This is a genomic window from Chitinophaga caeni (assembly GCF_002557795.1).
Lineage (GTDB): Bacteria > Bacteroidota > Bacteroidia > Chitinophagales > Chitinophagaceae > Chitinophaga > Chitinophaga caeni.
This window is the reverse complement of sequence record NZ_CP023777.1, coordinates 4,473,683-4,498,250: the sequence shown is the minus strand read 5'-3', so window position 1 is coordinate 4,498,250 and position 24,568 is coordinate 4,473,683. Positions and strand designations below refer to the sequence as shown.

Below are 24,568 nucleotides of genomic sequence, written 5' to 3'. Positions count from 1 at the left end.
CCTATAATATCCATTGCCATTGCACCCGCGATCACTAGCCCCGTGGCTGGGGATACTATATTGCGTTATAACGTCTTAATTATAAAAAAAAGAAACCGGAAGTTTGGCCACTCCCGGTTAAAAATTTGGGCTGATAAAGCTCGCTTGTGAATGATTTTTAAACAACCAAAATTTCTGCAATTTATGCAAAAAACAGCAAATGGCTGCTGTGGAAGGGGGGCTTCAAAAATATCTCCTGCCAACGGAACAAATATTCATTTTCTACAGTGGTTTTCACGCTGTACAAAAGTCTTATTTATCCTTCTCCTGTTAGTGCAATCAGCCGCGGCCCAGTCGAATAAAACTATTTCACTGAATGTTAAGAATGCCAGCCTGAAATCTGTCATGGACCAGGTCAATAAACAAACCGGCGTGTTTATCGTGGCGCCGAGAAAAATCTACAACGATACGAAACCTGTAACTGTAAACTTGTCGAATGTTAAATTGAAAGTTTTCCTGGACCGGGTACTTGTAAACCAGCCCCTGGCTTATAGGATAGATGATAATACGGTATTTCTCAGCACTAAACCTATTGTTGAGGATAAGGATTCAAAAAAGGAAGAAAAAGATACCCTGGTCAATGTTTTCGGAAGGGTAACCATCGATGGTGAAGCCATTCCCGGCGCTACCGTAAGGGTCAAAAACCAACCAATCGGTACCGTGACTAATGAAACCGGGCTTTATACTCTAAGGGATATCCCGGAAAAATCGGTTGTTATAATTAGCAGCCTGGGCTTCGTTTCCAAGGAAATTACAGTTTCCAAATCGAGCCTGTTCAATATCGAGTTAGAAAGAACTGCCAATAGCCTGGACGAATCCGTGGTGATCGGTTACGGTACCACTACCAAAAGGTTCGCAACCGGAAGCGTCGTGTCGGTGAAAGCGGAGGAGATAGAAAAGCAACCGGTTCAAAATCCCTTGCTCGCATTGCAAGGTAGGGTGCCGGGTATGGTCATCTCCCAATCATCAGGCTATGAGCATGGTCCAGTTAAAATCGAAATTCGAGGCAGGAATACCTTGAACCCATTTTTTACTTCTGATCCCCTCGTAATTATCGATGGTGTTCCCCTGACAGTTTTAGATCTTAGCGCTTTCAGGTCGCCGTTTTCGGCTTCTGAAGGTTTTGATCAATCAAACATGTCGCCGGCCGGTGGACAAAATCCCTTGTACGGGATTAACCCTAGCGATATTGAGTCCATAGAAGTTTTAAAAGATGCAGATGCTACGGCTATTTACGGTAGTCGCGGCGCCAATGGTGTCATCCTCATTACAACTAAAAAGGGAAAACCCGGCAAAACCAAAGTAGATGTCGCTTACTCCCAAGGGGTTAAAGTAGTTACCCGCCGTTGGGATATGTTGAATACGCAGGATTATATCGCGATGAGAAAAGAGGCGATTGAAAATAGCGGCGCCACGCCCGGATTGGTAAATAGCTCAAACAATACAACCGTAAATGCTGCTGATTTCCTTGTTTGGGATACGACCCGTTATACTGATTGGCAGGATTATATTTGGGGGAATACCGGTACTTGGAGTAATGCGCAGGTTGCATTATCAGGTGGAACGGAACTCAGTACTTTCCGTATCTCGGGCTCCTATAACCGTAGCTCGGATATCACGGTAAAAAGTGGCGCCAACCAGAACGCTTCCGTATCGTTTAACTTCAATAATTTCAGCAAGGACAAGCGCTTCCGTATTAACTTGATTGGGAGCTATGTTTATACATACGTCAATACCATTAATGTTGGTTCAGGCGTCTCGGCAAGCGCCCTCCCGCCTAATGCCCCGGCAATTTTAGACAGCACGGGCAAACCGAATTACGCGGGATGGGATGTGGGAGTAAATTACCCGTTTTCCGGACTTTTTAGGAAATATGAGAATAAGCAAAATGCATTGAAAGCCAGCTTGCAAATGCAATATAATATCACCAAAAATTTATCAGCTAAGATTAATTTTGGTTATAATAATACACTCAACTCACCCACCCAATTAAATCCAGCGTATTCAAAAAATCCTTTTTTTGCCGAAGTGCAGGATGCGACCGCGACATTCAGTGATAGTAAAAACTCAAATTGGATTATTGAACCGCAGTTAAATTATGTAAATAACAATATCGCTGGAAAAGGTACGCTGACAGTATTATTGGGCGGTACCTTGCAAACAAATAACACCTCCAGTATGCGGGTAACCGGTACCGGGTTTGCCGATGATGCCTTGATTGGAAGTATATCCAACGCTAATGAGGTCAAAACATTCGATAATGCAGCGCAATATAAATATACGGGCGCTTTTACCAGAATCGGTATGAATTGGCTCTCCAGGTATATTATTAATTTAACCGGTAGGCGCGATGGAAGCAGCCGCTTCGGTCCCTCGAACCGTTTCGGTAATTTTTGGGGAGTAGGCGGTGCCTGGATTTTAAGTGAAGAGCCTTGGTTAAAAGAACGCTTACCGGATGTAATCAGCTTTATTAAGCTCAGGGGCAGTTATGGTATTACCGGTAGTGATGGCGTAGGCGATTACCAATTCCTTGCCCAATGGGGTAACTTGGCGCCGTCATTATATCCTTATAATGGTGTCGTTCCTTTATCATCGCAACTACAGGCCAACAGCGAATACCATTGGGAGGTAAACCGTAAAACGGAGCAAGCTTTAGATCTGAATTTTTTCGATGACGCCCTCCAGATATCTATCTCGCATTATGAAAATCGTAGTAATAACCAGCTTGTAAGTTTCCCGACACCTGATTACACCGGTTTTAGTTCCGTGGTGGCCAACTCGCCCGCAGATGTCCGAAATACTGGGTGGGAAGGATATATCAATGCCCAAATTATTAACAGGAAGGATTTTTCCTGGAGCGCTAATTTTAACATCAGCAAGAACTACAATAAACTATTAGCTTATCCCGACCTGGAAAAGTCGCCATATTATAGTCGTTATGTCATCGGTCAGCCGTTAAACCTAGCCTTTACTTTTCATTACCTGGGCGTAAATCCTGAAACCGGGTTTTATGAGTATGAAGATCATGATAAAGATGGCGAAGTAAAGACGGTGTTAGGGGTTAAGCCCGGTACGGAAGGAGATGATCGTTATGTGCCTATTTCATTAGTACCGGATTTTACCGGTGGCTTCGGAAACCAGTTCTCGTATAAAAACTTTCGACTGTCCGTTTTCATGGAATTTCAAAAGAAAGTGGCCGCAAGTGGTTTGGAATCCCAGCCGGGTAAGCTACAGAATATATCCAGGTGGACTTATGAAAACCGCTGGAGAGAACCCGGGCAAAAAGCCCTGGCGCCAAAACTATCTGCAATTAATGATATATCATACACCCAGTTTGCGCAATCTGACGGTAACTATGCGGATGCCAGCTATATCAGGGTAAAAACAGTAGCATTCTCTTATGCTTTACCTAAAAAATTGGCTGAAAGGATTAAGATGAGCTCGATGCGAATCAATTTCAACGCGCAGAACTTATTTACGATCACGAACTATAAAGGGATGGATCCCGATGTTACGTCATTCGGAAGTATGCCTCCGGTGAGAACCATTACCGCAGGTATCGCTTGTTCTTTTTAATTGATAAATAATAAATGAATATGATCCAACGATATAAAATATTATTCTGCGGGATGCTGCTCATAGCCTTTAGTGGTTGTGCGAAGCTAGTGGATATTGATCCTCCCACGAAAGTAATTACCGCCGAAGAGGTTTTTAATAATCCTGCAACGATCAACTCGGCATTGGCGGGACTTTATTCCTATTTGATGACGAATAATGGCGCCCAAATTTTTAGTAACGGTAGCCTTACTTTATATGGTGGCTTGGCAGCAGATGAATTGGTAAATCGTAATGGCGCTACCGATACGTACGATTACCAATTTTATACGAATACCGTGGATTATACTAACGGTCTTCCTTTTTCTGTTATATGGCAACCCGCTTATAAGGCGATCTATACTGCGAATGCTATCATAGAAGGGGTGGGTAACGCTACTTCGCCGGCTGTGACCCAGCAGGTTCGCCGTCAGGCTATCGCGGAAGCAAAGTTTGTCCGTGCTTTCAGCTATTTCTACCTGGTGAACTATTTCGGTGATTTACCATTGGCGCTTACCACGGACTTTAATGTTACCACTGTTTTAGAACGGTCGCCGGTAGATGTAATCTATCAACAGATCTTAGCTGATTTAGAAGATGCGGCGGCCGATTTAACGGGGGATTACAGCTTTTCCGGCGGGGAAAGAGTATTACCTAATAAATGGGCGGCCACGGCTTTGCTGGCAAGGGTTCACCTTTACTTGGGGCATTGGCAGGAAGCGGAAAATGCATCGGCAAAAGTTATTGGAAATGCTTTGTACAGTTTAGCGTCAGAACCCGACAGCGTATTTCTTAAAAACAGCACCGAGGCCATTTGGCAACTTCAACAAAGCGAAGATAATGCTACTGTACTGCCTCGTTCCGCGACCTGGGACGGCATCAATTTATCACCTTTCCTTAGATACTCGGAAGCCAACCCGGTATTTCAAAGCTTGATTAAGGATATTTCCTTTTTTAATGCTATCGTTTCAGTCTATACACCGGATTACTATTTAACATCAAGTTTAGTTTCCGCTTTTGAAACGGGTGATAAGCGTAAAACACAGTGGCTGGATTCTATTCCAACACCTAATGACGAACCTTATAACGGTGAGACCATATACTTTGCCTATAAGTATAAATATGGGATGAATGAACGTAGTGAGCCTTTAACACAGTATTATATGGTATTGCGTCTTGCAGAGCAATACTTGATCCGTGCCGAAGCCAGGGCTGAACTGGATAATACCACGGGCGCTGCAGATGATATTAACATGATTAGAAACCGTGCCGGTTTAGATGATATTACGGTGAGTTCAAAAGAAGATATACTGGCCGCCGTAGCACATGAAAGGCGCATTGAATTGTTCGCGGAGTTCGGGCACCGTTGGTTAGACTTGAAACGTACCGGTAAATCGGCGGATGTTTTAGGAAGCCTGGATTACAAGAAACCATGGGAATCTACCCAGTTGTTATTACCGGTTCCGCAGGAAGAAATTTCGGATAACCCGCGATTAACACAAAATCCGGGGTACTAAGTAAATATATTATTAACCATGCAGTTGGGCAAGGGTAAAAGTCATTTGTTAAAGGCTTTTTACCCTTGCCATGGTGATCCTTTTGCCATTTTTAAAACTTCAATTATGAATAAAAAGCAATGTATAAACCGCATTCCGGCTTTGCTACTATTGCTGGTTGCGCTCAATGGGTGCATGCCGGGACTACCATCTGTGCCGGGCCGGAAAAAACTCCCGGCAGATGAAAAGAAATTTTTAGTTCAATTAGCCGATCCGGCAAATGATTCGGCTACCATTAACCTGATTAATACTTACAGGCCCATAGCGATTCCTTTCCTGGCAGAATGGGCCAAGGAAAATCGCGGTGGGGTTACGATTGACCTGCGTGCAGCCGAAGGTGGAGATAGATTGTATGCGCATTACCTGCTCCAAAAAGAAGGGTATTTCAATATTCCGGTTGAATTGATATGGGATAGCCAATCGGCGTCGCGGGCAGCCCGTTTTCTCGAATTTGCCAACGGTTGTAGCGAAGTAAATATTCTTAATGCCGGGCAAGATGCCGGCGAACTCGGGTTGAATTGTTCATACCCAGGCCCTAACTTTTAAAACGAATGTACATGCGATTAATGAAAAGTCTTATTATAATATTATTGCTGTTCGTTGCCGGGTATGCGAATGCCCAGGAGCGCGACAGCACACGTGCAGACAAAAAACAAGATTCAACCAAGGCGGTTGTTAAACCCCGTAGGACTTCTAGATCGAAAGATCAGATTAAACCTTATGAATCGGTCATAAATCAGAATTTTTTTAGTAAGAAGGGCTTGTTCACCGTGCATCAATATAAGGATACCATTTATTTTGAAATCCCGGATTCTATCTTGAAACGTGATATCATGACTATTAGCCGGCTAGAAAAAGCACCCGCCGGCTTGAAAATGTACGCGGGAGAAGAGTTGAACGAGAAGGTGATCCAGTTTGAGAAAGGGGAAGATTCAACAATTGTACTAAGGTATAATCTTTTATTGAACCGTGCAGACACGAATGATGTGATCTACAAAGCGGTGGAACGATCGAACTACAATCCCGTGGTAGCAAGATTCCCGATCCAGGCGTATTCCGATGATTCCTCTTCCAGCGTAATCGATGTTTCCGATTTTTTAGGGGATAAGAATTTTATCAATGACATCAGTAAAAGTAAACTCTCATCTGATATTAATGCCAGTTCCCTTAAAAGCGCTAGGGTTACTTCGATTCATGCTTACCCGATCAACGTTGAAATCAGTATAGAAAAAACGCTTAATGCCAAGGGATCCACCCCGGCAGAACCGGTAAGCTTGGTATCACATGTTTCCTTTGTAGCCTTACCTAAAGTGCCGATGCCACAGCGCCAGTTCGACCCAAGGGTCGGTTATTTCGCAGAAAGTTATAACGAGTATGCAGATCACCAGCAACAAGTAGAGAAACGCAACATAATTGTTCGTTGGCGCTTAGAACCCAAACCGGGAGATGTCGGTAAATGGAAAAGGGGAAAGCTGGTAGAACCGCAAAAACCGATCGTGATTTATATTGATCCGGCTACTCCCAAGCAATGGCGCAAGTACTTGATCATGGGTATTAATGATTGGCAAGTAGCATTTGAACATGCCGGGTTCAAAAATGCGATCTACGGCAAAGAATGGCCTGTTGATGATACCTCCATGCATCTAGATGATGCCCGTTATTCCGTATTGCATTATTTCCCTTCGGATGTTAGCAATGCTTACGGACCGCATATCAGCGATCCGAGAAGCGGGGAGATCATTCAAACCAGGATCGGTTGGTATCATAATGTTATGACTTTATTACACAATTGGTACCTGGTGCAAGCTGCCGCTACAGATCCCGCTGCCCGCCACGCGCAATTCAGCGAAGCGTTGATGGGGCAATTGATCCGCTTTGTTTCCAGTCACGAGGTGGGACATACCTTGGGGTTGCGGCACAACTTCGGAAGCAGCTCGCAAACTCCCGTGGATAGTCTGCGCAGCCTGTCTTACCTCAAGGCGCACGGCCATACGGCTAGTATCATGGATTATGCCCGCTTTAATTACGTGGCGCAACCGGAAGATCATATCCCGCAAAAATACCTGTTTCCAAGGATCGGGGAGTACGATAAATGGGCGATAGAATGGGGGTACAAACCTTCTTTCGCAAAAAATCTGGATGAAGATAAGAAGATCGTTAGTAAATGGATCGTGCAGCGTTTGGCCAACAATCCAAGGCTATGGTTCGGTGATGGGGAAACGTATAAATCCGATTCCCGCAACCTTACCGAAGATTTAGGCGATAACGCGATGAAGGCGAGTACTTACGGGATAAAAAACTTGCAGCGCATACTACCGCAATTGCCGGAATGGACTTACGTAGAAGGTGGGGTTGAAAAAAACTTACAAGTAGCGTATAAGAACGTGTTGGATCAATATAACCGCTACCTTGGCCACGTGTTGAAAAACATCGGCGGCTTTCACCGCACCCTGAGGGCAGATGGCGACACATCAAGCGTATTCGAAGTGATTCCGGCCGGGAAGCAATTGGAGGCTGTAGATTTCTTTAACAAGCAATTATTCACAACTCCTTTATGGTTAATAGATCCCAAGGTGAGCAATAAGGTCGTTGATCCTTTAGATGAAAGTTCATTGACAGATCTCCAGTCGCGCGGATTAAACAGCTTGCTTGATATTAAGAGGTTGAATACTATTTCAAATAACCGGCGCCGTTTTGGAAATCAATCGCTTGCATTATACGATTATATTCAAGCTATTCATCGATCTATCTGGAAGGATTTAAAAGGTAATAATATCGTGATTGACAGTTATGCCAGGAACCTGCAAAAAACTTATGTAGGCGCCTTGATGGCTGTAATTATATCCAAAGATCCCGAAGCTAGTGAAACGGATGCATCTTCCTTGCTACGTGCCGATATGATGAGTTTACAAAAAGAAATAAAATCCGCCATTCTGAATACGTCCGACCCTATGAGCAAGATACACTTGGAAGATATCCAAAACAGGATCTCCAACTTGTTAACTGCTAAGGAAAATCAATAACCAGTAACCATTAACCCTCGATCTGAAAGGCCGCCCCGCAGTTTGGGCGGCCTTCAGTATTTGTTATAATCAGCCCCGATCTATAAAAGATAATGCTGTAGTTCTGTTTGAATTGTATAAATTAGTAGTATGAAAATGACGGAACATGTTGCTGATTTTTACGAGAGGTTGCCCAACCATGCACCTACCTGTATACCGATAAATAATCCGGGGATCGGTCATATTAATATCTTTTCCCGTGATACCTGCTCCGTGGCAACGCCTTATAGCCGGCGCGATTATTACAAGGTTTCGTTAATCATCGGTACCGGGAAGATTTTTTATGCGGATAAATGGGTTTATATCGACCGTCCCGCAGTACTTTTTTCGAACCCGGTGGTGCCGTATTCCTGGGAGGCGGAGTCGGAAGAGCAAGGGGGCTGGTACTGCTTGTTTACCGAGGCGTTTATCCAGCATAGCGAGCGTGTAAATAGTTTGCATGATTCACCTTTATTCAAGATTGGCGCCAACCCGGTATTTTTCCCGGATGAAGAGCAGCTCCTGGAGATTACGGCTATTTACCAGAAGATGATGCGCGAAATTTCATCTACCTATGCACATAAATACGATGTATTACGCAGCTATTTACATTTGTTAATCCACGAAACGCTGAAGTCAGATCCAGCTTCCGAATTCGGAAGTTATGCGAACGGCGCAGTCCGCGTAACGGCATTATTCCAAGAGTTGCTGGAGCGCCAATTCCCGGTAGACTCACCGGCATTTACTTTGCAGTTGAAGACCCCGGCAGATTTCGCCCGCTCTCTTTCCGTGCATGTAAACCATTTAAACCGTTCCGTTAGGGAAACTACAGGGAAAACTACCTCCGAACATATCGCTGCCCGGATCACCAAGGAAGCCAGCGCATTGCTGATCCATACAGATTGGTCGATCTCCGAAATAGCTTACTGCCTCGGTTTTGAATACCCGTCTTATTTTACCAATTTCTTCAAAAAGCATAGCGGGGCATCTCCCAACCAACTCCGCAAATCAAGTGTTTGAATATTATAATTTTTTGTTTGATCGTTATAAATACAAAGCCCCGGTTCTATCTACTTTTGTAAAACAAAACAAAGATTACAAGATATGAAATACAGGAAACTAGGAAAAACAAACGAGGAGCTCTCTGCCCTGGGCTTGGGCTGCATGGGCATGAGCTTCGCTTACGGCCCTACGGATGATAAAGAAAGCATAGCCACACTTGAAAAAGCGCTGGACCTCGGAATCAATTTCTGGGATACCGCGGATATGTATGCTAATGGGGCCAACGAAGAATTGATTTCCAAAGTATTGGTGCCGAACCGTGACAAGGTATTTATCGCGACAAAGTTCGGCTTCCGGTATAAAGATGGCTTCGCGGCAGGACCCAGCAGCGCGGTAGGCACTTACTTCGACGGTTCCCCGAAATGGATGCGTACCGCCGTGGAGCAAAGTCTCAAACGTTTGAAGATTGACACGATCGATCTTTATTATGCCCATAGGGTTGACCCGAACATCCCCGTGGAAGAAACCGTCGGTGCAATGGCTGAGCTTGTAAAAGAGGGTAAGGTGCGTTATTTAGGTCTTAGCGAGGCATCGGCCGCGTCTCTCCGGAAAGCATATGCGGTACACCCGATCGCAGCATTGCAAAGTGAATATTCTTTATTAACTCGCGACGTGGAAGGTGACATCTTGAACACTACGCGCGAGCTGGGCATCAGTCTTGTTCCGTATTCTCCGCTGGCCCGGGGATTAGTGACCGGGGCATTGGATGTTGGAAAATTGGCCGACTCCGACTTCAGGAGAACATTGCCGCGTTACCAGCAGGAATATATGGATAACAATGCCCGCCTGGTAAAGGAATTTGCTGAATTGGCCGGCAATAAACAATGTACGCCCGCACAATTGGCTTTAGCCTGGGTATTGGCCCAAGGGGAAGATATCATCCCGATCCCTGGAACGAAAAAACGTAAGTACCTGGAAGAGAATGCCGGGGCTGTTGATGTAGTATTGGAAACCGCTGATCTCCAGGCGATCGACGCGTTGTTGAAACGTTATCCCCTTACCGGTGAACGTTATAGCGAGGGCGCTATGAAATTAGTCAATAACTAAGCAGGAGAATAAATCTTCGTTAATCAACGGGTAGATGTCATAAGATATCTACCCGTTATTATTTTGATGCCAGCGGCTCGCTTTAAACAGCTTGACCAAAAGTCAATAAATTATTATCCGGATCCAGTATTGAAAATTCCTTTTGACCCCAAGGTTTTATTTGCAAATGCCCGGCAGGATGGATGGCTATTTTATGATCCAATAAATTATTGTACAATTCATCAATATGATCGGTTCGTATATAGACTTGCCCATAGTTTTCCTTCGGATCCAAGGTGCTGAACGCGAAAAAATGAATTTCAATTCCTTCTTTTTGAATCATCAAGTATTCGGGGTAATCCGCGCTTCCGAGCTGTCGGAATCCCAGTTTATTGATGTAAAAATCTTTCGTGGCGGCTTTATCCCGCATGGGTAATTTAGGGTTGACGGCTGTAAGCATGTTTTATTATAAAGTTAAGGATTGTGTTCATTAATTTACCAGGTTACTACGGTTATTAGCATTTCGCATTCAGCCGTTTTATTGTCGCAATTGCACAGTAGAAATGCAAGGAATGTTCGCGAGATTTGTACAGTCAATATATCTAGTACGCATAATATTATAACAGGAGGAAAATTAACATGAGAAAAATTATCGTTTTATCAATGATTTCTTTAGATGGAATCATGCAAGGGCCGGGTGGCCCGGGAGAAGATACTTCAGGGGGCTTCAAATTAGGTGGTTGGACGGTACCGTTTTTTGACGAGGAATACGGGAAAGTACTCGCAAAGCAAATGCAACCGGCAGATTATTTATTAGGCCGGAAAACATTTGAGATTTTTGAAAACTATTGGCCGGAACATGGTGACTTTTGGCCGGGGATCAATAGCGGCACTAAATACGTTTTGTCCGGTTCGAGGGATCAATCCTCTTGGCAAAATTCCATCTTTTTGAAAGATATTGCCGAGATCAAAAAATTAAAACAAACAGGTGGCCACGATCTTCATGTATACGGAAGCTCTGAGCTTATTCAATTGTTATTGGAACATGATGTAGCGGACGAATTATGGCTTAAAATATACCCTGTTACACTGGGCCAAGGAAAAAAGCTTTTTGGCAAAGGTACCTTCCCGGGAACGTTTAAGGTAACTGAAAGCACGATCACGCCAAGCGGGGTAATTATAATCAACTACAAACGTGCCGGTGAACTTGTTACCGGAACTGTGGAATTATAGTAGTTGAAGGACTGATCTCATCGGCAGAAAAATGGCGCAGAAATGCGCTGTTAGATGGAATAGGGGATACCTTGTATCCTCTTTCCGGTGGGAAATTATTGATCCATCAATTCTGAATAAATTTCATCGAAAGAAATTCCTATATATTGTTGCCATAAAGCGGAGAACTTTATCCCTGGCCCTTTCAGTAATTGTGGCGAGCGGGGAACTGCCGGTATCGGCCATGCAGCTAATTTACATACCGGCCGATTGGAATGTTTGACAATAATAAATACAATTAATAATGGCAAAAATGGAATGCCATCTTATAGCTCGCAATTAGCAGCAGCCGAAATTTCGGAATTAACCGCTTATCTTTTGAGCTTGAGGGGAAAGTGATACTAACATTAATCAATTGGCTCCCATAACTCGATCTTGTTTCCTTCGGCATCTAGGATATGCACAAACTTACCATAGTCATATGTTTCAATGCCGTCAAGGATGGTAACCCCTTCCTTTTTGAGTTCTTCAACGAGCGCATCCAAGTTTTCAACCCGGTAATTTATCATGAACTCTTTTGTTGAAGGTTCAAAATATTTCGTGGTCTCGGAAAAAGGCGTCCATTGGGTTTGTGCTTTTTTCGTATCGCCCGAATTTTCATACCATTCAAAGGTTGCACCGTATGGATTTGTTTCTAGGCCAAGGTGTTTTTGATACCATTCCGTCAACTTTTTAGGGTCTTTACTTTTGAAGAAAATGCCCCCGATGCCGGTTACTCTTTTCATGTTATAATTGGTTTTATTGTTAGATGTAATTGCCCTGGTTGCGAAACCGAGACAAAAAGTTGTTGCAAGTATCAAAGTTATTGATATAATCTTTTTCATTGCAGAAGGTTTACATGTCTACCGGGAAATTTCGAATCTGGTTGATGGAAAGCAAAAAGGGGCATTCAGCCCCTTTATAATAATTTTTAAGTTTAATCAACCTTGATTTGATACAACTGTTGGTGCCATTGGTGTAATTCAGCTTCCGGCATCTTCACGATCTTCCTGTCATAAGTCATCAAACCGTTGGTTTCAACTTCAACATCGGTTGTTTGCGTGTAAACGGCGGCTGAAAGTCCCAATGGAATGAGCCTTGCCAAATCGCTCACCAGGCCCTTGTAGCGTTTTTTCAATTCGCCGGCATTTTTAAAACTTTGGTAACCCCAGTTGTTTTTTTCTTGCCATGTATGTCCTTCTAAGGGCAAACCTAGTCCTCCGAATTCTCCCAAGACCACGATCCGATCTTTGCCAAACAATCCTGGTCTAGGCATCACGGCATCCGGGTAATTGTGGATATCGAGAATATGCCCGGTTGCGAAGAAGTTGCCCCCGCTAGCGCTGTTTACGAGGCGGGAAGGATCATATTTCATCGTCCATTCGGTAATTTCCACGGTTTTAAATTGTCCCCAGGCTTCATTGAAAGGTACCCATACTACGATGCTCGGAAAGTTATGCAGTGCATCCATGATGGCTTTCCATTCTTTGCGGTAAATCGCTTCTGATGCTGCCGACCGGTTTTTGTCATGCTGTTTGCCAGAAGTAATACCCGGCCGCATATCCCAGTGATTGCCGCCCAAGTCGCCGCTTGGCATGTCTTGCCATACCATTATCCCGATACTGTCGCAGTAATAATACCAACGTGCCGGTTCTACCTTGATGTGCTTACGGATCATATTAAAACCCATTTCCTTGGTTTTTTCCACATCAAAACGCAAGGCGTCGTCAGTTGGTGCGGTATATAAGCCGTCGGGCCACCAGCCTTGATCTAAGGGGCCATACTGGAATAGAAATTTATTGTTGAGCAACATGCGCTGAACGCCCTTTGCATCTTTACCCATGGATATTTTACGCATGGCAAAGTAAGAAGATACCTCGTCGATCACCTTACCTTTGCGCAGTACTGAAACCTTTAGATCGTAAAGGAAGGGGTTGGAGGGCGACCATTGTTCGGCATTGTTGATGGCCAAGGATATGTCAGCGCCTACGGAAGCAGTTTCCTCGGCAATTTTCTCCTGTCCTTTCCAAGCAGAAACCTGTAATTGATCACCTTCTTTAGCTGATTCCACGGTAGTTTTAACTATTAGTCGTCCTTGATCAACATCCGGTGTTTGCTTTGTTGCAACGATATAAGTTTGCGGAACAGCTTCCAGCCATACGGTTTGCCAAATTCCTGTAACGGGCGTATACCATATCCCGTTAGGATTGACTACCTGCTTGCCATTGGGCTGTGGACCTTCATTGGTAGGATCCCATACGCCGACCACTATTTCCTGTTTTGCGCCTTTAGCCAAGTAAGCGGTAATATCAATGAAAAACGGATCATAACCACCTTCGTGTGAACCTGCTTTTTGACCATTCACATACACCTCGCATTGCCAGTCGACAGCGCCGAAATGTAACAGTATTTTTTGTTTTCGGAGTTTTTTATCAACCGTAATCGTCCTGCGATACCAGAGGGAACTGTCTTTACCAACTGTACGCCCGACACCGGAAAGCGATGATTCGACAGCGAAAGGTACTAATAGCTGTCCTTCGTAGCCCCCAGGGAGCGCGCTTAATTTACCGGGAGTAATCGCGTATTCCCATAAGCCATTCAAGTTCTGCCAATTTTCCCTTACCAATTGCGGGCGGGGATATTCGGGAAGTGGGTTGTTAGGATCAACCTGTGTTACCCAGGATGATTGGATCTTATCTCCTTTGGGTTTCCAGTTTTTTGCTTGCTGGGCGAAAAGATTGCCGATCGGCAAACATAGGCCCAATATAACTAAGGTGTGTTTCATCATTCTTACTGCCTTCATATGGATTAAGTCTATAGTTTGGCATAAAAAATAGGCAAAAAATCTGGTTTTTGCCTATTTTTTATGCCTGGTAACTTTAATTCTAAGCTTAGTATTAAATCCCTGGATTAATGAGATCAATAATAAAGTTTGGGCTCATGACTGAAGATGCGATCGTTATTAACTAGCGGGAACTTGTTCTCTGGATATAAATAGTTGATGTTAATAATTTCTATATCAAATATTTTAGTTGTTAATCATAACCCCGAGCTTCGAATCTTTATTGCGGAGGTCAATCCCGCCTTCATAAACGGATTTTAAATTATGCAAATAAAAGGCCCAGCCATTGGAGCAGCCCAAGCGAATATGCTGTTTTGAATTATCATCTTGCGGGATATTATAATGGCGGAGTTCCACGATAACATACTCATCCAGCGTACCTAGTTTAACATCAACAGAACTGGATCCCTCGAAAGTAAATTGAAGGAAATCTTTTCCATTTGCATGGAGCATTATTCCGTGCATAGGTGTTGCTTCAAGGTACCAATACCAATCATATCGAGTCCCGCTTTCCGCGGGTTGCGTGTTTTTAAGCGGTTTGCCGGCGGTATCGTGAAAGACCACATGTTCTAAAAACCATTTCTCAAGCTTGGCGGCAATAGTCCATGCATCGTAAATTTCAGCGAGTGTAGACTTAATAGCAATGCGCTTCGTAAACGAGGTCCAGTCAAAGTCTTTCATTTAATAAATTTAAGTTACAAAAGATTGAAATAGGTGGCATCCGGGCTAAAATTGTAGGAAGCTTTATTTTATCCAAATGGATTTCCGTTTGAAAAAAAGAAGCCTCCACATTTCGTAGAAGCTTAAGTGACCCCGTAGGGACTCGAACCCTAGACCCGCTGATTAAGAGTCAGCTGCTCTACCAACTGAGCTACGGAGTCAATTGATTTTGGGAAACGAATATAGTAAAGATATTTTTTATGACAAAGCCGGCGGCTTTTTTTGCAAGAGCGCCCGGAATGCTTCCCCGTATATTTTCTGTAATACCAGGATGTACGCTTTTAAAGTGTCACTAGGTAGATCGCGTTGCTTCAGTAAGGGCAAGGTCTTTAAAGCATTGTTGATCCCGTGTTCTAATGATTTGATTTCTTGTACTAATTGTGCCAGGGTCATTTCGGTAAAGGGTTGCTCCGGTAGTTCCCAAAGCTCCGGTTGTTGGGTGCCAAACAGGTGGGCCGTGCGGAATATGTGCCAGGCCATGATCACCGATTGTTCATCAGGATGGATCATATGTGTAGGGTGGTTGTTTTTCTCGGTTATCATAGATTATACTCGGTTTCATATTAAACACTACAAACAATCGTCTCTAAATGGCGTGTAATTTTCTCTAATTACAATTTAAGCATTCCCCTTAAGCTTTTAAATAGGGCTAATAATAGTTTGTTAACCGACCCGCATTCATTGACCGCTTTACATCATTATAACATGTAATCAAGGTGTTGTAACATGTAAATTCCCCGCTTATAATGCGTATTAAATTTTCACAAATAGTTGGTAATTCTTTAGTAGAGAAGTCTTTACGTGATTCAATATTGTACGGGATAGTACACGATAGATGTTGAAACGTTTTATTTGCTAACAAGTAGGGTTTAAGTCTGTTAACAATTCATTAACCAAACAAGGTGATTTTTTATAATGTTTTTTGCCGGGGACAGCCCCGGTATTTTAATGGTGTCCATTTTAAAATTATTTTTAACCGGCAAATCACTGCTGACATACAGTTGTCATTTCCTTGTTTTTTCTTTGTATTACAAAACTGAAACATCATGAATATCATTGAACTTTTCCAAAAAGAATTAGAGAATGAAGCCCAGACAACCCGCAAAATGCTATCCAGGGTACCCGTTGAAAAAGCTAGCTGGAAACCGCATGCTAAGAACATGACGATGGAACAACTCGCCGGTCACGTTGCCGAGCTTCCCGGCTGGGTAAAAATGGCCGTGGAAACGGATGGTTTAGATTTCGCTACCACTCCATACGTACCCAAATCTTTCGCTTCCAACAACGAGCTGATGGAGTTTTTCGAGAAATCCCTGCAAGATGGTAAGGATGCCCTCGCGAAAGCAAGCCCCGAACTGCTGGAAAAAACCTGGACGCTCAGGAACGGGGAGACTATTCTGAGCGAATCTTCCAAGGCCGACGTCATCCGCATGAGCATGAGCCAAATTATCCACCACAGGGCGCAACTGGGTATGTACCTGCGCTTGCTGGATATCCCGATCCCCGGAAGTTACGGCCCAAGCGCCGATGAGCATTAAGCTAAACTCCAGCTAACAGCATTCTTAATAACAATAAAAAGTGAGCATTTCTATAATGCTCATTTTTTATTTAATTGAAATTTCAGAATATTTTGAAAGTTCAATTTTTGTGATTACATTTGTGCGAACAACAACGAAATAATGCAATGAATATAATTGCTTATACCATTTACCTAACTATTAGTTGTTTCATCACCGTGCGGGTCGGGAAAGCCTGTTATTCCAACGGTTGGCATTTTATCAAGCCTTTATTCCTGGGTCATGATGAGCTCGCCCGCGCGGTTAATAAATTGCTGCTAACCGGTTTCTACCTGGTCAACCTGGGCATCGTGGCCTTGAACTTACATGGTTGGAACCCCGGTAGAGCTGTTCGAAGTTGCCGTATTCTACCACGGTTGAAGCTCTGAGTGTTAAAATCGGATATTTCAGTATCTACCTGGGAGTCATGTTATTTTTGCACCTCTTCTTTTTCCTGAAAGGACGGAAAGCTGCAAGAAGCCACAAGCCAAATCCACCCCAGGCTACTGCTATCACAAATTAATGGCTCCAATAAGGCAGGTGGATCGTTTACAATCACCTGCTATCTTATTTTACAGGGTATTTATAATATGAGTTGGTTTTTATGTAGTCATCATTTGTTCTTTATTGTGCCGCCGTTGCGTCACTCTTCAACATTTGATCCCGGCCAATCAGAAAAATACTATGACATGAACGCGGCGTAAGTGTGTATTCCTATCAACTTTATTATTTACATTTATGGAATTTTGAAAATCCCGCATCCTTTGAAGAAATGTCTTTCATGAAGCTATCCATGTTATTCCTGGTTATCGGGATTACAGCCTTGTGCGCCCTGTTGGCATTGAATTTTACCAAGGCTTCAAAGATGGAGCATACCCATCTCGCCAACAAGCCGGTGCTGCATATTAATGATATCGCTGCCCCCGCAGGTTTCCATCGAACTACTGGGCCGGGTGATTCGGGTTGGTACAATTATTTCCGGCATGTATCATTGAAATCTTCTAAAACTGTTTACCTGTATAATGGTCACCCTAAGGTGAATCAATCTGCACAGTACGCCGTGCTGGATATTCCCGTCGGTCATAAAGATTTGCAACAATGTGCTGATGCCGTAATACGTTTACATGCCGAATATGCCTACGGCAACAAGAATTTTAAAGCTTTACGTTTCCTCGCTACCGATGGTACTTGGATGGAGTATACAGAATGGATCAAGGGATTCCGTTACCTGCTGAAAAATAACCGCTTAATGAAAAGCAAAACGGCTGCTGCCGCTGAAAGTAGGACCGTTTTCGATCAATTCATGGAAACGGTTTTTATCTATGCAGGTACGATCAGCTTAAGCCGGCAAGCTCAAAAATTGCCTGCCAATGCCCCGGTCCGACCGGGAGATGCATTGATTGATGCCGGCTCACCCGGTCATGCCGTGGTGGTAGTCGATGTTGCTGAAGATAGCCGCGGGAACCGTGTTTGCTTGTTGGCTCAAAGTTTTATGCCTGCCCAGGATATCCATATCCTGCAACATTACGGCTCGGTACATCCCTGGTATGTTATCCGTCCCGGTAAACCGCTGAATACGCCGGAATGGTATTTTCCGGAAGCGCAGTTGTACAGGCTGTTTCCATAAGGGGCTCGAATAAGTTTAATACTGTATGCTGGATTTCAGGGTATGTAAATGTGATACTACATTGCCCAGCGATATCCAGGACGGTGGTAAAATATGCCAGGTGTAACTACAGCTTGATTCTGAAACGCCGATAGACAATGTTTCCTGGCTCGCATTCACCGCGATCATTTCCTTGGAGTTAACAATGGGATTAGCATGTATCTTCTCAATCAGCAAAAACAATATATCCAATTCTTTAATGGGCCAAGTGCCATAGTGTTGCTGCACTTGCGGGTACATTGGCATGCCGCGCCTTTTCCATTTTTCAGCAGGATCATTATATAAAAGCGCTTCGGCGTCTGCATCCCATTCGTTGAGATGCCATTTAACTTCGGCTTCCTCCCAGGAGAGGTGTAAATACCAGTATTTACCATGTACCGGTTCATGTAAAAGACTGATGAAACTATCGAACCTATCCCCATCAATTTTTAATAGCTGTTCCCTTGCCATCGAGCAAATGTCCGTCCAGGCTTGTTCCATATTCAATTTCTTTTATGAAGGATTAAAAATTTATTGATCTTCAACCGGTCGTTGACCTGGAAATTTGCCGCAAGAATCTTACCAAACCCTTATTTCGGGGAATACTGCCAAAAAGCCGTATCTTTAAAGTTGGCGTACCTAAATTTCCCGTTTATGATAAAAAAAATCACATGGCCAACACGTTACACTATTGCTTGCGTCCTCGTGGGTATTATGGTGATCTTGATCCTTGTAAACGTGTTCGAAAAGCTTAGTAATTCCAAGTTAGATCGCTCTATACAATCAATTTATGCGGATCGCCTCTTGCCTGCCACATACTTGCACCAGATCTCTCATAATTTATACGAACAGGAGATATTGGCAACAACTTCGTCCAATACGGAAAAATTGCAGCAACACCGCGATCGTATCCAAGCCATTATACGCGATTATGAAACAACTTACCTGACTGCGGAAGAACAACGCTACTGGCTGCAATTCAAATCCCAGTTAAATGACTTTTACCGGGCCGATGCACAGGGAAAGCAACAAGAACTGACCGCATTGCAGTCTACTTTACAGGATTTAAGCCGCCTCCAAATAGGGGAGGGACAAAATTTAAAAACACATTCTACCAGCCTTATCGGTAGCAACAATTTGTCTATTCAATTAGAGCTGGCGCTCGCCATCATACTGGGGATCGTTGTCATTATTTTATTGCTGAAGCCAAACAAGCACATACTTAATTTTACGGCGCCAACTGTTTTAAATTAGGCCCGTATCTACGATCGGTTTAAATATTCATCAATCCTTGCCCTCGCGTGCTTGGAACCTAATGAAAGTGCCGTTTGCCAGTCTTCTAAGGCTCCGGCCGGGTCGCCTAATACATACTTTGAATTACCACGGTTGTAATAAGCGGTATCATCCCCGGGAGCCAAGCTGATGGCCGTGTTATAGTCCTCGATGGCACTTTCAAATTCACCTTGCTCGTCTTTATTGGCTGCCCTGTTGATATACGCATCCACGAAGCCGGGATTCAGCATTATGGCTTGATCATAATCGAGCCTGGCGGGATACCACATTCTTATGGCTTCCTTGGCTATGGCCCTGGCATACCAGGTATTTGCATCATCTGCTTGTATCCTGATGGCGCTGCTTAAATGTATGATCGTGTACCCGTAATTACCCCTTCTGTAAGCTGTCATGGCCTGATCCACGTAATATCCGGCGCTGTTTTTATCCATCGTGGGAAAATGCTGCTCCGCATTCAAATCATTGAGCAAGGCATAACCGTCAAACTTGCAATCATAATCAAAGCCGGTACAGAAAAGATCGATGGCCCAGTACGCCAGGTTTTCTTTATCTACCGGGAACTCTTCTGCTTGCCCGCTTACCGAAAACAGGTTACCATCTTGCTGTGGACTATCCATCTCGAACCCGTAATTACCGATTAGGAAATCCTTGATGCCGATGATCTTTTGCAAATCATCACCCGTAAATTTTATCTCGAACTTAGCGTTTGCATATTCTTGGAAACCGGCTGCCAGCATTTGTTCATACACCGCGATGGCGGCCAACATTTCTTCCTTGTACTGCTCGTTGAACATGGCAACCGTAAAAAATCGTCCTGCTGTCATAATCTTTAATTCTGAGGGCAAAGTTATTCAATTTAACTAGAATAGGCTCAATTGTTCCCCGGTTCCGGGTAGATTGAAGTTGGAAACTGTAATGCCCAGCAGGCGGACTTGTTGCGCTTCTAAATCAATTTTAGCCAGTATTTGTTTGGCGATATTTGCCAGGCTATTCGCATCTTGAACGGGGGATATAAAGGATTGGCTCCGCGTGATTTGCTTGAAGTCACTAAACTTCACTTTGACCGTGATGGTTCTGCCGCTTAATTGATGTTTCTGCAATCTGCCCGAAACTACCTGCGCCAGTTTATCCAGTTCAATTTCCATTTCCGGCAAGGTATCGAGATCTTTACTAAATGTATCTTCAGCGCCCACGGATTTCGTTTCCCTGTTGGGTTCAACCGGCCGGTCATCGATGCCCCTGACAATCTTGTAATAAAAATGTCCCACTTTACCGAAGTAGGATACAAGTTCTTTTTCCGATAATTTTTTAAGATCTGCGCCGGTAAACAAATGCATCCGGCGCATCTTTTCAGCGGTGACTTTTCCGACGCCGTGAAATTTTTCGACAGGCAATTCTTCCATAAATTTCGTGATGCCGGATGGGCCGATGAATGTTAAGCCGTTCGGTTTATTCATATCCGAGGCTACCTTGGCAACAAATTTATTGATAGAAACCCCGGCGGACGCGGTAAGTTGTAACTCGTTGTAAATGGATTCCTTAATTAATTTGGCGATATCTATCGCGGAACCAATACCCAGTTTATCTTCTGTTACATCCAGGTAAGCTTCATCTAATGATAAGGGCTCGATAAGATCGGTATAGCGGTGGAAAATCTCCCTCGTATGTTGAGAAACTTCCCTGTACACGGCAAACCTGGGAGATACAAAGATGATGTGTGGGCAAAGTTGCAATGCCTTGCTCGATGACATGGCAGATCTTACACCGAATTTACGGGCTTCGTAACTAGCTGTTGCCACTACGCCACGGCCGGTAGGAGAGCCGCCAACAGCTATAGCTTTCCCCCGGTATGCCGGGTGATCCCTTTGTTCTACCGATGCATAAAATGCATCCATATCAATATGGATGATTTTCCTGGTGAATTTTTTTAATTCCGGTGCTGTCATCTTGTAGAACAAAGGTAGGAAATGACATACAATATGGCCGGCGCCTTATCTTAAATACAGGCTAAGCAAACTCTATGCTAGCGCCGGGCGATAGCTCATAGGGTTGTTTTCCTTGCTCGAATATCCTCGCTGTCAAAGGGCCGCCTAATTTAATTTTATGATCTGTTACCCTCACCCAGCTGCCTTCCCTAAGACCCACTACCGGTATGCTGTTTTGTGTATGAAATTCCGCGATGCGCGTTTCCCTGGTTTCCCCCATATGTGTCGTTCCCGGGATGGGGTCAAGGTAATGTGGATTCAGATTAAAAGGTACCCACCCGGCAGTCTCGAAGCTGGGAGGATAAACGATCGGCATATCGTTCGTTGTTTGCATGGTCATGCCGCCGAGGTTGCTGCCCGCGCTGGTACCCAGGTAGGGAACGCCGTTGTCTACAACCGATCTCAAGGTGGGGAGTATGTTTAATTCGTGTAATTGTTTAACCAGCAAGAAAGTATTACCGCCACCGGTAAAAATACCTTGACAATTTTGTAAAGCACTGATGGGATCATCGAAATTATGTAAACCTTTTACTGCCACTCTAATTTCTTTAAAGAATGCGGCAGCTTTGGCAGTATAATCATCATGGCTGATCCCGCCTGGCCTGGCATAAGGAATGAATATTATTTCCTTGGCATCAGCAAATAGTATTTCCAACTCTTCTTTTAAATATGACAAGTAAGGTTGGCCAAATACCGTTGATGTACTTGCTAAAATGATGTTCTTTTTCATTTCCGAGGTAGAATGTGTCCGGCAAAATAATTTATTCCGCTCAAAAAACGCCGGGATTTTTCAATTTTATACATCCATCATTATTTCTTAAGCAATTCAACTTGTTTAAATTATGAATCTGATACTTTGTATTTTGAAAAATTGATATAACCGGCAATTCCTATTACAAGAATCGATATAAGTTTATTATTAGCTTTACTTTATTAATTTTAGTATCGAAGTATGGAAGGCATATCTTTCTTGGTTCACGTACTATGAAAACTAAACGATTTTTAGAATAGGCTCAAATTTTCGCACCTCAATTCCATATTTCATTACCCTTTCAAATTAAAACCCTTGCCTGTTAAAGATTTTACGGCCATGTAATGCCCTGGGTCACATTGGTGGCAACTCGAATTACGGTTATAATAACCGTATTGGTTAAGGTGAAAGATCAACGCCTTATTTAGCAAAAATATATTGAAGAAAATAGTGCAAAATTGAGAAAAGTGGATAAATAAATTTTTATTATAAAGAATTATGTAATCCTTTGTTACACATGGATGAATATATTATTTTCGCACCCCGTTTTATAAGTTCAGAGGTAAAAGACAATTGCATCCCGATTATGAGTATAATTTCAATGTTTAAAAATAACCAGGAACAGAAGTCAACAGATACTGACCAACCCGTGCTCCCTTGGGAGCAACGTCCTGCAATTTTTGAAATATTGAAAGCTAACCTGGATGAAAATGATCAACCCATCGTGCAGGAATTACCTTTACCTGACGAAGATCGCATCCATATTGCCGATGGGAATCAATTACAATGGGCGGCAGGAGCCAGGGACGGTGTTTTGACTTTCCATGCTAACCCCGCTGAAATCACCCAAAAGGCTGTGCAAATAGCTGAACTGGTTAAAGCAATTGCCGATAATAACGGGCTCGATGACCGCATTGCATTATACGGGATCTTGATGAAAGATGACGTGTTGCACTACCTGGACACCACGATTGAGCATATCTTGAACCTTAGCGTCAAAGTTCGCCCTTACTTGCATGCTTTTGCGCGTTGGCTGGCTTTCCATGCTCCTGACCGCGGCGCCGTAAAGTTCGGTATGGCCTTGCTGGGCCTCATCCGCGATAAGGAGGATATGGAAAATATCTGTATCCTGGGCGCCCATGACGAGTTTACTCTTTTTGCAGTTGTAGCCATTGTACAAATGTCGGATAACCCGGAAGGTACATTATGGAGATTGGGCAAAAAAGTGCACGGTTGGGGAAGGATTCATATCGTTAGGAGATTGTTAGATACCAAGGATGAAGATATCAAGTCTTGGCTAATGGTGGAGGGTTTCCGTAATACGGTCATGAACGAATATTTGGCTTATCCTTGCGCGGTTGCCGGGAACTTGAGAACAGCTTTATTAGCCAAGGATATCGATGAGGAAATGCTTGATGCTGCTGGGGAAATCATCCAGGCATTGATTAACCCCGGCCCGATGGAAGGGATTGATGAATACGATGATGGTCCCGTAGTAATACAACGATACATCAGCCATCTATTACATAAAGCGAATACTTTACACCAATACATATTATTACAACAGTTATCTACTTTTCTTCAGGATCCCAAAGCCAATTGGGATGCCAGGATTGATTACGGTTGGAGCGAGGATTTGAGATCAGATTTACTGTTTGATATCCACCAGATCTTGGCTAGCCCCCATTGGAAACATATTTTGTCGATGGTGATGTCTGATCTTAATACGCAGCAAGTATGGGAAGTTGCTAAAGTTTCGGATGCCCTGGATATAAATATCGAGGCTTGGTGCTGGGAGCGGCTACAGCAAAATCCCACTGATGAAACCAGTTGGTACCTGATGATGAAGCGTATGACCTTGGAGCGTTTACCGGAATTGTTATCTTTTGCCAAATTACATATACCGCTTCAAGAAATCGCGATCGGTGCGGCTAAAGAACTTGGTTTCAATAAGGCATTCACGATGCACAGGTGCCTGGATTGTCTCTTGTTGAAACTAGGCGAATTCCCCGGCTACGGTTATGAATTCGTGGAAGCGGCAACGCGCAGCCCGGTAATCAGGAACAGGAATAACGCGGTAAAAGTATTGGAATCCTGGGGTAAATCTCACTGGCAAGAAGGTACTTGGCAGCTACTTCAAACAGCTTCACAAGTAGAACCCAATGAAGATGTTAACGGGAAAATGTTGGACCTGCTCGAACTCTGAT

General features: G+C 43.6%; 22 protein-coding genes and 1 tRNA gene. 13 read left to right on the top strand and 10 right to left on the bottom strand.

All coding sequences use genetic code 11. From position 1 onward, the window contains the following. The first annotated feature begins 183 nt into the window (after positions 1-183). From COR50_RS18890 to COR50_RS18865, 6 genes are all read left to right on the top strand, one after another. On the top strand, positions 184-3,615 hold the full coding sequence (locus COR50_RS18890; protein ID WP_157761000.1) for a SusC/RagA family TonB-linked outer membrane protein: 3,432 nt from the start codon (positions 184-186) through the stop codon (positions 3,613-3,615). 20 nt (positions 3,616-3,635) lie between these two features. Further along, positions 3,636-5,150 carry a RagB/SusD family nutrient uptake outer membrane protein gene (locus COR50_RS18885; RefSeq protein WP_198405703.1) on the top strand — a complete coding sequence of 505 codons (1,515 nt, stop codon included), beginning with the start codon at positions 3,636-3,638 and terminating at the stop codon, positions 5,148-5,150. Positions 5,151-5,255: 105 nt separating this feature from the next. Next, the gene (locus COR50_RS18880; RefSeq protein ID WP_157760999.1) at positions 5,256-5,735 is read left to right on the top strand and encodes a hypothetical protein; all 480 of its coding nucleotides are present in this window, start codon (positions 5,256-5,258) and stop codon (positions 5,733-5,735) included. A gap of 11 nt (positions 5,736-5,746) precedes the next feature. Next, a complete protein-coding gene (locus COR50_RS18875; RefSeq protein ID WP_198405702.1) occupies positions 5,747-8,212 on the top strand; it encodes a zinc-dependent metalloprotease in 2,466 nt (821 codons plus the stop codon). 129 nt (positions 8,213-8,341) lie between these two features. Beyond that, entirely contained in the window at positions 8,342-9,250 is a 909-nt protein-coding gene (locus COR50_RS18870) for a helix-turn-helix domain-containing protein (RefSeq protein WP_098195434.1), read from the top strand. An 84-nt stretch (positions 9,251-9,334) separates the two neighbouring features. Further along, positions 9,335-10,339 (top strand): aldo/keto reductase, encoded by a 1,005-nt coding sequence (locus tag COR50_RS18865; RefSeq protein WP_098195433.1) that lies wholly within the window; start codon positions 9,335-9,337, stop codon positions 10,337-10,339. Between the two features lie 82 nt (positions 10,340-10,421). On the opposite strand, the gene COR50_RS18860 is transcribed toward COR50_RS18865, so the two are convergent. Beyond that, positions 10,422-10,778, bottom strand: a complete 357-nt coding sequence (locus COR50_RS18860) for a bleomycin resistance protein (protein ID WP_098195432.1) — start codon at positions 10,776-10,778, stop codon at positions 10,422-10,424. A 179-nt stretch (positions 10,779-10,957) separates the two neighbouring features. On the opposite strand from COR50_RS18860, the gene COR50_RS18855 reads away from it, so the two are divergent. Further along, positions 10,958-11,551, top strand: a complete 594-nt coding sequence (locus tag COR50_RS18855; protein ID WP_098195431.1) for a dihydrofolate reductase family protein — start codon at positions 10,958-10,960, stop codon at positions 11,549-11,551. Positions 11,552-11,671: 120 nt separating this feature from the next. Next, complete coding sequence (locus tag COR50_RS22790) at positions 11,672-11,929, top strand: c-type cytochrome (RefSeq protein ID WP_394336714.1); 258 nt, start codon at positions 11,672-11,674, stop codon at positions 11,927-11,929. 8 nt (positions 11,930-11,937) lie between these two features. Here the strand turns inward: COR50_RS22790 and COR50_RS18845 are convergent, their stop codons facing one another. The 5 genes from COR50_RS18845 to COR50_RS18820 form a co-directional block, all read right to left on the bottom strand. After that, positions 11,938-12,414 carry a VOC family protein gene (locus tag COR50_RS18845; RefSeq protein ID WP_232516211.1) on the bottom strand — a complete coding sequence of 159 codons (477 nt, stop codon included), beginning with the start codon at positions 12,412-12,414 and terminating at the stop codon, positions 11,938-11,940. Positions 12,415-12,506: 92 nt separating this feature from the next. Beyond that, positions 12,507-14,372: a glycoside hydrolase family 2 protein gene (locus tag COR50_RS18835; protein WP_232516210.1), complete on the bottom strand. Its 1,866-nt coding sequence runs from the start codon at positions 14,370-14,372 to the stop codon at positions 12,507-12,509. Between the two features lie 225 nt (positions 14,373-14,597). Beyond that, positions 14,598-15,092, bottom strand: a complete 495-nt coding sequence (locus tag COR50_RS18830) for an SRPBCC family protein (protein ID WP_098195427.1) — start codon at positions 15,090-15,092, stop codon at positions 14,598-14,600. 127 nt (positions 15,093-15,219) lie between these two features. Further along, positions 15,220-15,292, bottom strand: a tRNA-Lys gene (locus tag COR50_RS18825). Between the two features lie 37 nt (positions 15,293-15,329). Further along, positions 15,330-15,674: a hypothetical protein gene (locus COR50_RS18820; protein ID WP_098195426.1), complete on the bottom strand. Its 345-nt coding sequence runs from the start codon at positions 15,672-15,674 to the stop codon at positions 15,330-15,332. Positions 15,675-16,177: 503 nt separating this feature from the next. On the opposite strand from COR50_RS18820, the gene COR50_RS18815 reads away from it, so the two are divergent. The 3 genes from COR50_RS18815 to COR50_RS18805 all read left to right on the top strand — a co-directional run bounded on the left by COR50_RS18815 (position 16,178) and on the right by COR50_RS18805 (position 18,314). Then, entirely contained in the window at positions 16,178-16,669 is a 492-nt protein-coding gene (locus COR50_RS18815; RefSeq protein WP_098195425.1) for a DinB family protein, read from the top strand. Positions 16,670-16,815: 146 nt separating this feature from the next. Further along, positions 16,816-17,076 (top strand): hypothetical protein, encoded by a 261-nt coding sequence (locus tag COR50_RS18810; protein WP_098195424.1) that lies wholly within the window; start codon positions 16,816-16,818, stop codon positions 17,074-17,076. A 392-nt stretch (positions 17,077-17,468) separates the two neighbouring features. Continuing rightward, positions 17,469-18,314, top strand: coding sequence for a DUF4846 domain-containing protein (locus COR50_RS18805; RefSeq protein ID WP_157760997.1), 846 nt, complete (start codon positions 17,469-17,471; stop codon positions 18,312-18,314). A 15-nt stretch (positions 18,315-18,329) separates the two neighbouring features. Here COR50_RS18805 and COR50_RS18800 read toward each other — a convergent pair whose 3' ends face one another. After that, on the bottom strand, positions 18,330-18,833 hold the full coding sequence (locus COR50_RS18800; protein ID WP_098195422.1) for a hypothetical protein: 504 nt from the start codon (positions 18,831-18,833) through the stop codon (positions 18,330-18,332). Positions 18,834-18,986: 153 nt separating this feature from the next. Between COR50_RS18800 and COR50_RS18795 the strand changes: the two genes are divergently transcribed. Next, on the top strand, positions 18,987-19,586 hold the full coding sequence (locus COR50_RS18795) for an MCP four helix bundle domain-containing protein (RefSeq protein ID WP_157760996.1): 600 nt from the start codon (positions 18,987-18,989) through the stop codon (positions 19,584-19,586). Between the two features lie 8 nt (positions 19,587-19,594). Here the strand turns inward: COR50_RS18795 and COR50_RS18790 are convergent, their stop codons facing one another. The 3 genes from COR50_RS18790 to pepE form a co-directional block, all read right to left on the bottom strand. Further along, on the bottom strand, positions 19,595-20,449 hold the full coding sequence (locus tag COR50_RS18790) for a tetratricopeptide repeat protein (RefSeq protein ID WP_098195420.1): 855 nt from the start codon (positions 20,447-20,449) through the stop codon (positions 19,595-19,597). A 36-nt stretch (positions 20,450-20,485) separates the two neighbouring features. Then, positions 20,486-21,571 carry a DNA polymerase IV gene (dinB, locus tag COR50_RS18785; protein WP_098195419.1) on the bottom strand — a complete coding sequence of 362 codons (1,086 nt, stop codon included), beginning with the start codon at positions 21,569-21,571 and terminating at the stop codon, positions 20,486-20,488. A gap of 61 nt (positions 21,572-21,632) precedes the next feature. Further along, positions 21,633-22,340, bottom strand: coding sequence for a dipeptidase PepE (pepE, locus tag COR50_RS18780; protein WP_098195418.1), 708 nt, complete (start codon positions 22,338-22,340; stop codon positions 21,633-21,635). 607 nt (positions 22,341-22,947) lie between these two features. Here pepE and COR50_RS18775 point away from each other — a divergent pair. After that, positions 22,948-24,567 (top strand): hypothetical protein, encoded by a 1,620-nt coding sequence (locus COR50_RS18775; RefSeq protein WP_157760995.1) that lies wholly within the window; start codon positions 22,948-22,950, stop codon positions 24,565-24,567. The last annotated feature ends 1 nt before the right edge of the window (position 24,568 follow it).

Bases quoted from the DNA above. Each gene is read 5' to 3' on its own strand.
- COR50_RS18890 (WP_157761000.1), top strand. From the start codon at position 184: ATGCAAAAAACAGCAAATGGCTGCTGTGGAAGGGGGGCTTCAAAAATA.
- COR50_RS18885 (WP_198405703.1), top strand. From the start codon at position 3,636: ATGATCCAACGATATAAAATATTATTCTGCGGGATGCTGCTCATAGCC.
- COR50_RS18880 (WP_157760999.1), top strand. From the start codon at position 5,256: ATGAATAAAAAGCAATGTATAAACCGCATTCCGGCTTTGCTACTATTG.
- COR50_RS18875 (WP_198405702.1), top strand. From the start codon at position 5,747: ATGCGATTAATGAAAAGTCTTATTATAATATTATTGCTGTTCGTTGCC.
- COR50_RS18870 (WP_098195434.1), top strand. From the start codon at position 8,342: ATGAAAATGACGGAACATGTTGCTGATTTTTACGAGAGGTTGCCCAAC.
- COR50_RS18865 (WP_098195433.1), top strand. From the start codon at position 9,335: ATGAAATACAGGAAACTAGGAAAAACAAACGAGGAGCTCTCTGCCCTG.
- COR50_RS18860 (WP_098195432.1), bottom strand. From the start codon at position 10,778: ATGCTTACAGCCGTCAACCCTAAATTACCCATGCGGGATAAAGCCGCC.
- COR50_RS18855 (WP_098195431.1), top strand. From the start codon at position 10,958: ATGAGAAAAATTATCGTTTTATCAATGATTTCTTTAGATGGAATCATG.
- COR50_RS18845 (WP_232516211.1), bottom strand. From the start codon at position 12,414: ATGAAAAAGATTATATCAATAACTTTGATACTTGCAACAACTTTTTGT.
- COR50_RS18835 (WP_232516210.1), bottom strand. From the start codon at position 14,372: ATGAAGGCAGTAAGAATGATGAAACACACCTTAGTTATATTGGGCCTA.
- COR50_RS18830 (WP_098195427.1), bottom strand. From the start codon at position 15,092: ATGAAAGACTTTGACTGGACCTCGTTTACGAAGCGCATTGCTATTAAG.
- COR50_RS18820 (WP_098195426.1), bottom strand. From the start codon at position 15,674: ATGATAACCGAGAAAAACAACCACCCTACACATATGATCCATCCTGAT.
- COR50_RS18815 (WP_098195425.1), top strand. From the start codon at position 16,178: ATGAATATCATTGAACTTTTCCAAAAAGAATTAGAGAATGAAGCCCAG.
- COR50_RS18810 (WP_098195424.1), top strand. From the start codon at position 16,816: ATGAATATAATTGCTTATACCATTTACCTAACTATTAGTTGTTTCATC.
- COR50_RS18805 (WP_157760997.1), top strand. From the start codon at position 17,469: ATGAAGCTATCCATGTTATTCCTGGTTATCGGGATTACAGCCTTGTGC.
- COR50_RS18800 (WP_098195422.1), bottom strand. From the start codon at position 18,833: ATGGAACAAGCCTGGACGGACATTTGCTCGATGGCAAGGGAACAGCTA.
- COR50_RS18795 (WP_157760996.1), top strand. From the start codon at position 18,987: ATGATAAAAAAAATCACATGGCCAACACGTTACACTATTGCTTGCGTC.
- COR50_RS18790 (WP_098195420.1), bottom strand. From the start codon at position 20,449: ATGACAGCAGGACGATTTTTTACGGTTGCCATGTTCAACGAGCAGTAC.
- dinB (WP_098195419.1), bottom strand. From the start codon at position 21,571: ATGACAGCACCGGAATTAAAAAAATTCACCAGGAAAATCATCCATATT.
- pepE (WP_098195418.1), bottom strand. From the start codon at position 22,340: ATGAAAAAGAACATCATTTTAGCAAGTACATCAACGGTATTTGGCCAA.
- COR50_RS18775 (WP_157760995.1), top strand. From the start codon at position 22,948: ATGAGTATAATTTCAATGTTTAAAAATAACCAGGAACAGAAGTCAACA.